This is a genomic window from Ideonella sp., from assembly GCF_041914305.1.
GTDB lineage: Bacteria > Pseudomonadota > Gammaproteobacteria > Burkholderiales > Burkholderiaceae_C > Ideonella.
The window spans coordinates 437,317-450,966 of record NZ_JAYSDQ010000002.1; the positions used below are offsets into that span (position 1 = coordinate 437,317).

General features: G+C 67.8%; 15 protein-coding genes. All 15 read left to right on the forward strand.

The genetic code is table 11. From position 1 onward, the window contains the following. The first annotated feature begins 237 nt into the window (after positions 1–237). Positions 238–1,035, forward strand: a complete 798-nt coding sequence (locus tag ACE3SG_RS04755; protein WP_374562841.1) for a GTPase — start codon at positions 238–240, stop codon at positions 1,033–1,035. A 65-nt stretch (positions 1,036–1,100) separates the two neighbouring features. Next, complete coding sequence (locus tag ACE3SG_RS04760) at positions 1,101–1,466, forward strand: DUF3085 domain-containing protein (protein ID WP_054019011.1); 366 nt, start codon at positions 1,101–1,103, stop codon at positions 1,464–1,466. Positions 1,467–1,810: 344 nt separating this feature from the next. Further along, positions 1,811–2,362 (forward strand): STY4534 family ICE replication protein, encoded by a 552-nt coding sequence (locus tag ACE3SG_RS04765; protein WP_034021448.1) that lies wholly within the window; start codon positions 1,811–1,813, stop codon positions 2,360–2,362. A 55-nt stretch (positions 2,363–2,417) separates the two neighbouring features. Continuing rightward, positions 2,418–3,029 (forward strand): DUF3275 family protein, encoded by a 612-nt coding sequence (locus ACE3SG_RS04770; protein WP_010792165.1) that lies wholly within the window; start codon positions 2,418–2,420, stop codon positions 3,027–3,029. An 89-nt stretch (positions 3,030–3,118) separates the two neighbouring features. Continuing rightward, complete coding sequence (locus ACE3SG_RS04775; protein WP_013721853.1) at positions 3,119–3,484, forward strand: hypothetical protein; 366 nt, start codon at positions 3,119–3,121, stop codon at positions 3,482–3,484. Between the two features lie 84 nt (positions 3,485–3,568). Further along, positions 3,569–4,219, forward strand: coding sequence for a hypothetical protein (locus ACE3SG_RS04780; protein ID WP_054019010.1), 651 nt, complete (start codon positions 3,569–3,571; stop codon positions 4,217–4,219). A 65-nt stretch (positions 4,220–4,284) separates the two neighbouring features. Further along, entirely contained in the window at positions 4,285–5,394 is a 1,110-nt protein-coding gene (locus ACE3SG_RS04785; RefSeq protein WP_073651849.1) for a DUF6094 domain-containing protein, read from the forward strand. Positions 5,395–5,495: 101 nt separating this feature from the next. Beyond that, a complete protein-coding gene (locus ACE3SG_RS04790) occupies positions 5,496–5,801 on the forward strand; it encodes a hypothetical protein (protein ID WP_374562842.1) in 306 nt (101 codons plus the stop codon). Positions 5,802–5,900: 99 nt separating this feature from the next. Beyond that, on the forward strand, positions 5,901–8,174 hold the full coding sequence (locus ACE3SG_RS04795; protein WP_374562843.1) for a helicase-related protein: 2,274 nt from the start codon (positions 5,901–5,903) through the stop codon (positions 8,172–8,174). A gap of 199 nt (positions 8,175–8,373) precedes the next feature. After that, complete coding sequence (locus ACE3SG_RS04800; RefSeq protein WP_374562844.1) at positions 8,374–8,943, forward strand: PilL N-terminal domain-containing protein; 570 nt, start codon at positions 8,374–8,376, stop codon at positions 8,941–8,943. Further along, the gene (locus ACE3SG_RS04805; protein WP_374562845.1) at positions 8,940–9,587 is read left to right on the forward strand and encodes a hypothetical protein; all 648 of its coding nucleotides are present in this window, start codon (positions 8,940–8,942) and stop codon (positions 9,585–9,587) included. The genes ACE3SG_RS04800 and ACE3SG_RS04805 overlap by 4 nt, the downstream gene beginning before the upstream one ends. Before the next feature lie 9 nt (positions 9,588–9,596). Continuing rightward, on the forward strand, positions 9,597–10,316 hold the full coding sequence (locus tag ACE3SG_RS04810; protein WP_374562846.1) for a TIGR03759 family integrating conjugative element protein: 720 nt from the start codon (positions 9,597–9,599) through the stop codon (positions 10,314–10,316). Continuing rightward, the gene (locus ACE3SG_RS04815) at positions 10,301–10,921 is read left to right on the forward strand and encodes a lytic transglycosylase domain-containing protein (RefSeq protein WP_374562847.1); all 621 of its coding nucleotides are present in this window, start codon (positions 10,301–10,303) and stop codon (positions 10,919–10,921) included. Before ACE3SG_RS04810 ends, ACE3SG_RS04815 begins: the two co-directional genes overlap by 16 nt. Then, complete coding sequence (locus ACE3SG_RS04820; protein ID WP_374562848.1) at positions 10,918–11,451, forward strand: integrating conjugative element protein; 534 nt, start codon at positions 10,918–10,920, stop codon at positions 11,449–11,451. The genes ACE3SG_RS04815 and ACE3SG_RS04820 overlap by 4 nt, the downstream gene beginning before the upstream one ends. Before the next feature lie 8 nt (positions 11,452–11,459). Next, on the forward strand, positions 11,460–13,616 hold the full coding sequence (traD, locus tag ACE3SG_RS04825; protein ID WP_374562849.1) for a type IV conjugative transfer system coupling protein TraD: 2,157 nt from the start codon (positions 11,460–11,462) through the stop codon (positions 13,614–13,616). The last annotated feature ends 34 nt before the right edge of the window (positions 13,617–13,650 follow it).

The window sequence follows — 13,650 nt, forward strand, 5'->3', positions numbered from 1 at the left end:
TGCCGGCGCATTGCCGATTCCCGGCGGACGGCCGCCGCCATGTGCCGCACGCTGGCCGCATGTTCGCTGGCGTTGCCGGCAGCATGCCCAGGCAGTCGAGACCTTCGAGACTGCGGTGCGGTCCGCCGCGCTGGTCGTTTCTTTCGCCGGACGCATGCCGCGTCCATCCACCTCACCCTCAAGGGATCGACCTCCCTTGCGGGCGGGAGTCCCTTGGCTGCCACAAGGAGTCTCCCCATGGATACCCAAGCCATCCGCGCACAGATGCCGACGCTCGTCGTCGGTCATGTGCCTTCCAACGTCCGTTCGTTCAAGTTCAACATCTTCGACGGCCAGCCCAAGGTTTCGACGCTGGGCTTTCACATCGACCCGAAGCCTTTCGAGGGCAAGGTCATCGCCACCACCGACGAGGCCATCATCGTCAAGACGGCACGGGCCGAGTTCGCGGTGCTCGATCGCACCCTCGTGACCGAAGTGCCCGACGAGGGCGCCAAGGTGCAGGTCGAACCCTATGTCAGACGCCGCTTCGACGGTCAGCGGGCGGACACGCCCGAGGAGCAGACCGAGTTCACCGCCGACGGCCAGCCCTACACGGTGAAGCGGTTCGTGCTCGGTTCCGCACCGGCGAAGCTGCCGATCCCCGAGCCGCGCTGCCCCGAGCTGCAGGAACTGATCGTCCAACTGGAGCAGTTGCCCGCTCCCGATGGTTTCCGGCGCATCACCCACCTGTTGGTGGATGCCGGTGCGCGGGACATCACCTGGGTCGATCCGCTGCCCGCCGACATCATCCGCACGCCACCGGCCATCGGCTTCACCGTCGCCACGATGAAGTTCCAGGGTCGCGTCACCGTGCTGTATGAGCGTGGCCTCGACCTCTACGCGGTGGAGCTGCACCGCGACGGCGAGCTGATTGAACGGGTCGATGAGGTGTTCTTCGACGTCCTCGGCGAGACGCTGGAACAGCTGATCGACGACGGGAGCTGGCGGCGCATCCGCGTGCAGTGCCTGTCGTGTCGTAAGGCTATCCGGCACTGATCTCACAGCAGCTTCCCGCCCTCGCGGCGGGAAGCCTCTCTTCCCGCCCCCTGGAGATCACACCCATGACTGTTCGATTCAAAGGCACGGAGCTGCGGCCCGTGCTCGCCGAAGCGGTGGCGAATCAATGCCGCGTCATCCTGATCAAGGATCAGGGCGTGTACTTCCTGGCCGAGCGCGGCGAGCGCCGACCCGATGGTCGCCAGAAGACCATCGCCTATGCCGCCGGCTGCAACCCGGATGTCGATGGCTTCGACGACTGGTGGGAACTGGCGCGTGCCGAGTTCGCCGGCGATGACTTTGGCGAGTTCTTCGATCCGCAGGAGGGCGTGTTTGCGCGCATCCTGCGCAGCGAGGACGACCTCGACGTGTCCGCCACCACGACACACCTGTCGCTGCAGGCGGTTCCTCCCACGCCCAGCGGTAACTGACCGCCCATCCCTGGCCCCCGCTCCGGGGGCCTCTTTCTTCCCGGCAATGTGGACAGCCGCGAGTGCCGATTGCCGCTCGCCTGCGCGCCATCCCGGCGCCACGCTCACTGCCATGTTCTGCTGACTTGCGTCAGCAACATGCCCAGGTCGTCACGGTCTTCAAGACGACGACGCGGTTCCGACCGCGTTGATCACCCCAGTTCGCACCGGCATCCATGCGCGAACGGCCATCGGTTCTCGATGGCGATGCCACCAAGCTGTTCCATCAACCCACGCGGGGGTTCCACACCTTCCCCGCCTTGGGTCGGGTGTGTCTCCGCCTCATTGTTCCCAGGAGATTCACCATGACCACTTCCAACGAAAAGTCCTACTTCGATCTGCACATCACCGGCCTCGGGTATCTCAATCGCATCCGCGAAGTGAAGCCCAAGAAAGGCGATGCGTTCCTGGCCTGCGACATCGCAGCTCTGAACGGTCCCAGCGATGACGTCTCGTATGTGCGTTTCGACACGCGCGTATCGGGTTCGGAAGCGCAGCACCTGGTGCGCCGCTGCATTCAGGCGGTCGACGCCGAGAAGAAGGTGATGATCGGCTTCCGCCTGGGCGACCTGTGGACCGACACCTTCACCTACTCCAAGGGCAAGCGTGCCGGCGAGCAGGGGGTGAGCCTCAAGGCCCGCCTGCTGTTCGTCAGTTGGATCAAGGTCGACGGCAAGCTCGTCTACAAGGCCGAACCCAAGCCGACCGAGACCGACGAGCGCGACCCGGAAGTCCCTGTGACGTCCGACGCGCCCGCCGCGCAGCAAGCCTCGGCACCGGAGCCTTCCAGGCCCGTCGCCGATGCTGCCGACGACGCTGCCGATGCCCCCGCATTGGCCGTTGCCGAGTCGTTCTGATCCGCAAGGCCCCATCCCCGGGGCCTTGTCTTCTCTTCGTCCGCAGGAGACCTTCATGATCACCATCCCCGGCCAACTGGCCATCAAGACCATCCACGGCAGGAACGGCGACTTCAACGTCGGCCGCCTGGCGACCTCGATCGGCGAGTTCGTCGTGAAGAACGCCGAACTCGATCAGTACCGCGAGGGCAAGTACGACGGTGATTTCGTCATCGTCGAGATTCGCCCCTCCACGTACAACGCCAACGGCCGCATGGTCATCGAGATCCGCGCCCATCTGGGCGGGATGACCCTGTCCAACATCGACGCCCTGAGCCGCGACGAAGCCCGCCGGCTGAGTCCGCAGGAAGTCGATCCAATCGACGAGGAAGCGCAGGCGCCCGCGCCGGCAACGCCCCCGGCCAAGCCGAAGGCGAAGCCGCGCAGTCCGCGCGATCCCCTGGTCGATACCACGCCGTTCGGCAGCGAACCGGCTCCCGTGTCCGCTGCGGCCTCGGCCGAGGCAGACGACGCGGCGCTGTTCGGTGCCTTGTGGCCCCTGGGCGAGACCGTAAAGCTCGATGCGACCGTGGATCGTCGTGTGCTGCGTCAGCAGCGCGACCGTCTCGACAAGCTGGGCTACGAGTTCGCTCCGCTGTCCCAGGACTGGCACCTCCAAGCTGCCTGATCCATCCGCCGCCTTGCGCGGCATTCCGCCACCCGCCGGGGTTCTCCCCCGACGGGGAGGGCTCCGGCCTTTTCTTCAAGGAGACCCTCATGGGCTGGACCTTCGTTCGTCAGACGCGCGATCAGTTGATCCGCGAGCTGCTCGCTCCGCAGGCGTCCGAACGCGCTTGCTGCGAAGTCATCGACCACACGCTGGACGGCGACGTTCTGTGGACCGTGGTTCGCGTCACCGCCATGCAGGCGGGCGTCATGGGCCTCGCGGCCGGTGAGTCCGTCTGCTACATCGGCTGCAATCTGCTGGAAAGCTCGGGCGGCGATTGGGGCTACAAGTCCCTCGATGAGTCCGTGCATCCGTACTACTACTCGTGTCCGCTGCGCTATCTCGACATGGCGCCGGTGCAAAGCTCCGAGTGGCGCGAGCGGGTTCACCGCTTCCACGCGGGACGCGCCGTCTAGCGGCACGAATCTTCCTTCACCCAACCGGGGCGAGCATGGCCCCGCGGGCTGTGGTTGCTCCTTCATTTTCAAGAGGACATCACCATGCCTGCACCTTCTTCCGCGAAACCGCTGTACCGCATCGACGAATGCCCCGACCTCATGGCCGACGGTTGCGTCGGTGACGAGCAGGGCAATCTCGTCTTTCTGTCGATCTGGGCGCGCGACACCGCCGTTCAGGAGTTCCTCGCCCGCCTGACCCTCGGCCGGGATGAACAGGGACTGGATCAGTTCCACGTCATCACCGAGCAGGGCGCTTCCATCCCGGTCTTCGTCGGCAACGTCGAGAACCTGGAAAAGCGCATCACCCGCGCCTATCGGCGAACGCTGTTCGGTTCGCTGACGAATGTGTGGCTGTTCGATCGTCGCTGCGTGAAGCCAGACAAGGCCAACGCCAGCGCGCTGGCGCTTCTGCCCAGGGATTCCGCGCACCGGCTCGACCGGCTGTGGACGCTGGTGCAGGACACCTGCCTGCTGCCACTGCTCGACCACTGGCGCGACACCGTGCTGGAGCTGTTGCAGACACGGCGGATGCTGACCGGTCTTCCCTTGGCCCTCGGGCCACTGGAAGGCCATCGGCTGGCCCTCGATGTCCCGGCGCTGACGAAGGCGCTGGGCGAACTGATTCGCAACGGCACCCTCGGCGCCACGCAGTACGAACTGGCCGCGAACGCACCGCTTCGGCGTGTGGCGTGAACCATCCCCACGGGCATGCGCGCCGCGCGTGCCCGCCTTCCCTCATCCATCACCAGGAGAAATCCATGGCACTCATGTTTCCGCGCCTGGCGCGCAATTTCATCCGTAACGGCTACTTCCCCACCGACGAGCCGACGCTGGAGCGGGCCTTGTCCGCACTGGCGCCGTCTCCCGGCTCCATGTCCATCCTCGATCCCTGCGCCGGCGAAGGCGTGGCGATTGCCGAAGCCGCCCACGCCCTCGGGCGCGAGCAGGTCCAGGCCTTCGCCGTCGAGTACGACGCCGAGCGTGCCCGCCACGCACGGCAACTGGTCGATCGCTGCATCCACGGTGACCTGATGGACACGCTGATCTCGCGCCAGTCATTCGGGCTGCTGTGGCTGAACCCGCCGTATGGCGACCTGAGCAAGGACGTGAACGGCAACATCGGCTATCAAGGCCAGGGCCGTGCGCGGCTGGAAAAGCTGTTCTATCAGCGCGCGCTGCCGCTGCTGCAGTACGGTGGCGTGCTGATCTTCATCGTGCCGTCCTACGTGCTCGACGCCGAGCTGGTCGGATGGCTGACGCGCCACTTCGCCGACCTGCGCATCTACCGTGCGGTGGAAACGCAGTTCAAGCAGGTGGTGATCTTCGGTCGCAGGATTCGTCAGCGCGACCAGGCATCGGATTCGGTCAAGGCCACCCGCGGTCTGCTGCTGCAGATCGGACAAGGCGACGCCGAAGCCGAGGAACTGCCGCTCGAATGGCCGTTCCTGCCGTACACCGTCCCTGCCAGCCCGGCCGAGCCGGAGCACTTCTATCGCGTGACGATGGAGCCCGAGCAGTTCGCCGATGAAGTCGGCCGGCTGCAAGGACTCTGGCCGGCGCTCGATACGCACCTGGGTGGCGCGCAGCAGTCGCTGCGTCCACCCGCGCGGGCCTTGTCGCACTGGCATCTCGCCCTGGCCTTGGCCGCAGGCGCGATCTCCGGCGTGGTGACGTCCAAGAGCGGGCGCGTGCTCGTCGTCAAAGGTGATACCCACAAGGAGAAGACCCTCCAGACGGAGTACACCGAACGCGACGACGGCTCCGTGGCCGAGACGCGCATCCTCACCGACAAGTTCGTGCCGGTCATTCGTGCATGGGACTTGACGCTGGGCTCGCCCACGTGGGGCGAAGTGCTGACCATCCGCTGATCGCTGTTCCCTGACGGTTCGCCGTCGCTTTCATCCACCCACCGGGGTCACGTTGCCCCGATGGGGTGCCGTGGCCCCTTCTTCCAGAAGGAGATACCACCATGGCACTCGCAGTCCTCAACCTCGCGTCACAAGCACGCTTTTCGCCCGGGCAGGTGGTCATGACCGCCGGCGTCGACGAGCTGGTCCGACAGGGCCGGCTCAACCCCACGCCGTACCTGCGCCGCCATCTTCATGGCGAATGGGGCGACCTGAGCGACGACGATCGGCGATTGAACGACGCCGCGCTGCAATCCGGCGAGGATCGTCTGTTCTCGTCCTACCAGGTCACGCGCGACCTGAAGCTCTGGATCATCACCGAATGGGATCGCAGCGTCACCACAGTGCTGCTGCCCAGCGAATACTGATCCGCATCCAGCGGCCTCGCGCCGCTTCTTTCTTCCCACCCAGGGGCATGTCACCGCCCCGTGGGGGAGGTGCATGCCCCATTGCTTTGGAGCATCACCATGTCCCTCGATCTCGAAACCGTTCCCGAAACCGCTGTGCAGGGCGACCTGCTCGAAGCGGCCGCTTCACCCCTCACGCTCAGCCTGCAGGACTTCGTGTCCGAGTTCGGCGACGAGCTGCTCGATTCGCTCAACCGCGCCAATCCTCCGGTCTACACCGGCCAGGTGCGGGTGCATAGGCAACTGATCCTCGCCGCGCTCAAGCGCAAGCTGTTCCCGGCGCAAGCCGATGTGGTCCACGCTGTCACCGAGCTGTTGGTCGATCGCGGCGAACGCGCCGCGATCGTCAACGGCGAGATGGGCTGCGGCAAGACGACGGTCGGCATCGCCACGGCCGCCGTGCTCAACGCCGAAGGCTACCGCCGCACCCTGGTGCTCTCGCCACCCCACTTGGTCTACAAGTGGCGGCGCGAAATCCAGGAGACGGTGGCCGGCGCCAAGGTCTGGGTGCTCAACGGCCCGGACACGCTGGTCAAGCTGCTGAAACTGCGCGAGCAGTTGGGCGTGCCGGCGCAGGGCCAGGAGTTCTTCGTCCTGGGCCGCGTGCGGATGCGGATGGGGTTCCACTGGAAGCCTGTCTTCGTTCGGCGGCGCACGCCTCACGGCGACGTGGGGGCCTGCCCGGATTGCGGGCATGTCATCACCGACCTCGACGGCGAGCCGATCAACCCGGTCGAGCTGGAAGCCGAGGAGTCCCGCCGCAAGTGCAGCCACTGCCGTGCACCGCTGTGGTCGTTGATCCGTCCCAGAGGCCTGTCCGCCAGCGACCAGTCCTCGACCGTGCTCAAGGCACTGAAGCGTATTCCAACCATCGGGGAAGTCACCGCGCAGAAGCTGATGCAGAAGTTCGGTGACGCCTTCCTCGCGTCGATGCTCGGGGACAACATCCACGAGTTCATCAACCTGATGGATGACCGCGGCGAGCTGGTCTTCTCGGATCGGCAAGCTCACCGGATGGAACGCGCGATGGCCAACATGGAGTTCGGCTTCGGCGAGGGCGGCTACCAGCCGTCCGAGTTCATCAAGCGCTACCTGCCGCAAGGCACGTTCGACCTGCTCATCGCCGACGAGGCGCACGAGTACAAGAACGGCGGCTCCGCCCAGGGCCAGGCCATGGGGGTGTTGGCGGCCAAGGCGCGCAAGACGCTGCTGCTCACCGGCACGCTGATGGGCGGCTACGGCGACGACCTGTTCCACCTGCTGTTCCGAGCCCTGCCGGGGCGGATGATCGAAGACGGCTACCGCCCGACCAAGAGCGGCAGCATGACCTCGGCCGCGATGGCGTTCATGCGCGATCACGGCGTCCTCAAGGACATCTATTCCGAGAGCACCGGCACGGCGCACAAGACGGCCAAGGGCACCAAGGTATCGGTGCGCACGGTCAAGGCGCCGGGCTTCGGTCCCAAGGGCGTGCTGCGTTGCGTCCTGCCGTTCACGGTCTTCCTCAAGCTGAAGGACATCGGCGGCAACGTGCTGCCGCCCTACGACGAGGAGTTCCGCGAAGTCGCGATGGACACGGCGCAGGCCGCGGCCTACCGCGATCTGGCGGGTCGGCTGACCCAGGAGCTGAAGCAGGCCCTGGCGAAGCGCGACACGACGCTGCTCGGTGTAGTCCTCAACGTGCTGCTGGCCTGGCCGGATTGCTGCTTCCGGTCGGAAACGGTGGTGCATCCGCGCACGCGCAACACCTTGGCGTTCGTCCCGGCTCAGTTCAACGAGCTGGAGGTGATGCCCAAGGAGCGCGAGCTGATCGAGATCTGCAAGCAGGAGAAGGCAGAAGGTCGCAAGACCCTGGTCTATTCGGTCTACACCGGCACGCGCGACACCACGTCGCGCCTGAAGGTGCTGCTGGAGCAGGAAGGCTTCAAGGTGGCGGTGCTGCGCGCGAGCGTGGATGCCTCCCGCCGCGAGGACTGGATCGCCGAGCAGTTGGACCGTGGCATCGACGTGCTCATCACCAATCCCGAGCTGGTGAAAACCGGCCTGGACCTGCTGGAGTTCCCGACCATCGTGTTCCTCCAGTCGGGCTACAACGTGTATTCGCTGCAGCAGGCCGCCCGGCGCTCATGGCGCATCGGCCAGAAGCAGCCGGTGCGCGTGATCTACCTCGGCTACGCCAACTCCTCGCAGATGACCTGCCTGGGGTTGATGGCCCGGAAGATCATGGTGTCGCAGAGCACGTCGGGCGACGTACCCGAGTCGGGCCTGGATGTTCTGAACCAGGATGGTGATTCCGTCGAGGTGGCACTGGCCCGGCAGCTTGTCACGGTCTGATCCATGTGCCCATGCCGGTGGCCCCTCGGGGTCGCCGGCTTCTTTCCACGGCCCTTCGGGGCCGTTTTTCTTGGCCGTATGAGACAGTCCATGGCGCCGCCCGCCATGTATTCGGGCGGGCGTCAGTGCGTTTTGTTTGCTGCCCGCAGGCCAAGCGGCGGCGATGGTGAGCGCTCCGTGCTCCAGGGAAGCGCCCTCCATGCAACCATCCATCCGCGCTGTTCACCGCCTGGCCCTCGCCGCTGGCTTGCTTGCCGGCAGCCTGTTGGCCGCCGGCTGCGCCACGACCGCCGCGCCGTCTGCGCCAGCGGTTCCGGCCGCATCGCCAACCGCCGTCGCGCCGGAGCCGGGTTTCGTTCCGGTGGCCCGCTACGGCCGCTACACGCTGGTCGAGCTGGTGCCGGAACCTGCGCAGCGTGATCTCTTGCAGCAGGCGGTGGAGGTCTCTATTCCGCCCATGCTCGATGCCAGCGTGGGCGATGCCATGCGCCATGTGCTCCTGCGCTCCGGCTATCGGCTCTGCGATGCGGCCGAGGCCGCCACGCTCTACGCGCTGCCGCTGCCCGCCGCACACCTGCGCCTGGGTCCGCTGATGCTGCGCGATGCCTTGCTGACCCTTGCCGGCCCCGCCTGGGAGCTGTCGGTCGATGACTTGACCCGCCAGGTCTGCTTCAGCCGGCACGGTGCTCCCGCCTTCCTTTCCGCCAACCCGCCCGGCACCGCCACGCCCGTGCCGGACGCCGACCGGCCCGAGGAGATGCAGCCATGACCCTTCCCCAAGCGCCATCCGAGCGCGATTCCCGCACGCGCTGGCTCAAGATCGCCGCGGCCTTCTGGCTGCTGCTCATCAGTGCCGTGGCACTCATCAACAGCGTCGGCCTGTCGCGGCTCGCCGAACAGACCCAGAGCAGCGCACAGGATGCGCAGGTCAATGCGCTGGGCCTGCGCGTGGCCGATCTCGAACGACAGGTCGATGCGGACAAGCGCCGGCCGGCGCCGATCAGCCAGGCCGAATTCGCCAACGCGCGGCAGGCGCTGGACGAACGGATGACGCGCCTCGAAGAGGCCGATGAGGCGAGGGCCCTGGCCATCGACCTGCAGACGCTGCAAGCGCGCGTGAACGGAATCGAAACCCGCCTGGAGAAGACCAGGCAGGTGGCATCCGCCTCTCGCCCGCGCGCTCCGGTTGCGACGAAGCCCAAGGTGCCGGAGCCGCCGTTCCGGGTGCTCGGCGTGGAGCTGCGTGGAGGCGAGCGCTTTCTGTCGATCACCTCCACCGCCGCGGCCTCGCTCGCGGGCGCCCGGCTGCTGCGCGAGGGCGATGCCGAGGGCGGCTGGCAACTGCAGTCGATCGAGGCGCAGGCGGGCGTGTTCCAGGTGAACGGCCAGACGCAGCGCGTTGCGGTGCCGTAGGAGGTCGCCATGAACCTGCGGCCGTTGCTCGCTGCCGTCGTCCTGTTCGCCGCTTTCGGCGCAGCCGCCCAGCCGGCCCCGGTGACGAACTCGCGCATGGTGCCCGCTCAGGTGCAGCCGGGCGCTGATGCCGCGCTCGACGAGAGGCAGGCGCGGGAGTGGGGGCTTCGCTCCGAGGAGTGGGCGCGTTACCGGCAACTGATGCAGGGGCCGCTCGGGGTCTATTCGCCCCAGCTCGATCCGCTCACGACGCTGGGCATCGAGGCCCGCAGCGAGGAGGAGCGCAGGCGCTACGCCGAGCTGCAGGTGCAGGCCGAGGCCCGGCGCGTCGGCAAGACGCTGGCCTACCAGCGGGCCTACGACGCGGCGTGGCAGCGCCTGTTTCCCGGCGAGCCGCGCGTGAGCCTGCCCGGCGCCAAGGCGCAGGGTGCCGGCAACACCGGCTCCGGGCGCCTGGCGGTCTTCGTCAAGGCCGACTGCGCACCGTGCGCGCAGCGCGTGCAGCAGTTGCAGGCGGCTGGCACGGCCTTCGACCTCTACATGGTCGGCAGCCGTCAGGACGACGCGCGCATCCGGCAGTGGGCCACCCAGGCGGGCATCGACCCGGCCAGGGTGCGCGCCCGCACCATCACGCTCAACCACGATGCGGGGCGCTGGCTGTCGCTCGGCCTGCCCGGCGAGCTGCCAGCCGTGGTGCGCGAGGTGAACGGCCAATGGCAGCGGCAATAGGTGCTCCGGGCCGGGAGCGTCGGCCGTCCCGCGTCGCCATCCGCTGCGCCAGCGCCGCGCTGCTGCTCGCCACCGGCGGCTGGGCATTGGCCGCCCTGGCGCGGGAAGTGCCGCCGCCGGCCTATCGACTGGCGGCGCATCGTGCAGACGTGCCGGCGGCGGTGCTGTACGCGGTGGCCTTGCAGGAGAGCGGCGCCATGCTGCGCGGGCGCCTGATCCCCTGGCCGTGGACGCTCAACGTCGCCGGCTCGCCACAGCGCTACGCCACCCGCGCCGAGGCCTGCGCGGGGCTGCACCGTGCGCTCGCCCACACGCCGGCCAATCGCATCGACGCCGGCCTCGGCCAGGTCAATCTCGGCTACCACACGCATCGCTACACGCAGCCCTGCGAGCTGCTGGACCCGTACCGCAACCTCGCCATCGCTGCGGAAATCCTGCGCGAACAGCACACGCCGGGCGAGGACTGGCTGCTTGCCATCGGCCGCTACCACCGGCCCGCCGGCGGGGCACCCGCGGCGCGCTACCGGCGCAGTGTGCATCGGCACCTGACCCGCGTGCTCGACCCCGACGTTCCCGTTCCAACCCTCCAGGCCACCACGCCATGAACCACATCGTCCTCATCGGCGCCATCGGGCTGCTGCCCACGACCACCGTCTTCGCGCAGACCGCCTCCGCGCCGCTGATCGTCGTCGAAGACCGCGGCGGCGACTCCGCGCTGCCGTACTACCGGCCGCTGAATCCTCAGCCGGATCAGGCCACACCGCCGGCCCCGATGCCAGCCCCGCGCGTGGGCAACGCGGCCGACGCCGAAGCCGCCATGCTGCCGGTGCGCTCGACGCAACTGTCGCCGGGCGAGGTGCAGCGCCGCGTCATCCGGGCGCCGGGCCTGACGGCGCTGTTCCTGGTCGGCGACGACGAGCGGTCGCGTGCCTGGCTGCGGCAGCGGCAGGCGGCGCTGCGCGAGCTGCAGGCCGTGGGCCTGGTGGTCAACGTGGAGTCGATGGCCGCGCTGACGGCGCTGCGCAGGCTGGCTCCTGGCCTGACCCTCTCGCCGGTCTCCGGCGACGACCTGGCCCAGCGCCTGGGCCTGCGCCACTACCCGGTGCTCATCACGTCCACCGGCGTCGAGCAGTAGGTGCGCAAATGGCCCAACCGCATGCGGTCGAGGTGCTGCTGCGGCCAGCGGTGGAGCTTTATACCGTGGCGGTCTGCACCGGCGCCGCGATTCTGTGCCTGGTGGCACCGTGGTCGCTCGCGCTGAACCCGCTGCTCGGCCTGGGCTCGGCGCTGGCCTTCCTGACCTTCGGCGCGATTCGCCTGCGCGATGCCTGGGCGATCCTGCGCCATCGCCGCAACATCCGCCGCCTGCCGCGCTACGTGATGACCAGCCGCGACGTGCCGGTGAGTCAGCAACGCCTGTTCGTCGGCCGGGGCTTTCGCTGGGAGCAGCGGCACACGCACCGGCTGATGCAGACCTACCGGCCGGAGTTCCGCCGCTACGTCGAGCCGACGGCGATCTACCGGGCCGCTCGGCGGCTGGAGGAGCGGCTTGAGTTCGCGCCGTTTCCCGTCTCGACGCTGGCGCGCGCGCTGGCCTGGGACAGCCCGCTCAACCCGGCGCGGCCGCTGCCGCCGGTCGGCGGACTGCCGCGCCTGCATGGCATCGAGCCGGCCGAGGTCGACGTCACCCTGCCGCTGGGCGAGCGCGTCGGCCACACCCTGGTGCTGGGCACCACGCGCGTGGGCAAGACGCGGCTGGCCGAGCTGTTCATCACCCAGGACATCCGCCGCAAGGTCCGCGGCGAGCACGAGGTGGTGATCGTCTTCGACCCCAAGGGCGATGCCGACCTGTTGAAGCGCATGTACGTCGAGGCCAAGCGCGCCGGGCGCGAAGGCGAGTTCTACGTGTTCCATCTGGGCTGGCCCGACATCTCGGCGCGCTACAACGCCGTGGGCCGGTTCGGGCGGATCTCCGAGGTGGCCACGCGCATCGCCGGACAGCTCTCGGGCGAAGGCAACAGCGCCGCGTTCCGCGAATTCGCCTGGCGCTTCGTCAACATCATCGCGCGCGCCCTGGTCGAGCTGGGGCAGCGGCCGGACTACCTGCTGATCCAGCGCCACGTCATCAACATCGACGCGCTGTTCATCGAGTACGCCCAGCACTACTTCGCCAAGAACGGGCCGAAGGCCTGGGAGGTCATCGTCCAGCTCGAAGCGAAGCTGAACGACAAGAACATCCCGCGCAACATGATCGGGCGCGAGAAGCGCGTGGTGGCCCTCGAACAGTACCTGTCCCAAGTGCGCATCTATGACCCGGTGCTCGACGGCCTGCGCAGCGCCGTGCGCTACGACCGGACGTACTTCGACAAGATCGTCGCTTCGCTGCTGCCGCTGCTGGAGAAGCTCACCACCGGCAAGATCGCGCAACTGCTCGCACCGAACTATTCCGACCTGTCCGACCCGCGGCCGATCTTCGACTGGATGCAGGTCATCCGCAAACGCGCGGTGGTCTACGTGGGGCTGGATGCGCTGTCCGACGCCGAAGTCGCGGCGGCGGTGGGCAACTCGATGTTCAGCGATCTGGTCTCGGTCGCCGGCCACATCTACAAGTTCGGCGTCGACGACGGGCTGCCCGGCGCCGCGGCGGGCGCCAAGATTCCGATCAACGTCCACGCCGACGAATTCAACGAACTCATGGGCGACGAGTTCATTCCGATGGTCAACAAGGGCGGCGGTGCCGGCGTGCAGGTGACGGCCTACACGCAGACCTTGAGCGACATCGAGGCGCGCATCGGCAACCGTGCCAAGGCCGGCCAGGTGGTCGGCAACTTCAACAACCTGTTCATGCTGCGCGTGCGCGAGACCGCCACCGCCGAGCTGCTGACGCGACAACTGCCCAAGGTCGAGGTGTACGCCACGGCACTGATGAGCGGCGCCACCGACAGCTCCGACCCGCACGGCAATACCGCGTTCACGTCCAACACCCAGGACCGCATCAGCAGCAACAGCGTGCCGTTGATCGAGCCGGCGCATGTGGTGGCGCTGCCCAAGGGGCAGTGCTTCGCGCTGATCGAGGGCGGCAACCTCTGGAAAGTCCGCATGCCGCTGCCGGCGCCCGACCCCGACGAAGCCATGCCGAAGGATCTGCAGGAGCTGGCCGGCTACATGCGACAGCACTACGTCGAGGCAGGAGACTGGTGGGAGAACCAAGGCATCCCCGGCCTGCAGGACAAGGCGCTGCCCGACGACCTGCTGGACGACTTCAAGCAGATGGCCGCGGCTGAAGAGGCCGAAGCATGAGCGATCCGGCCGTCGCGGCCCAGCGCCAGCAGCA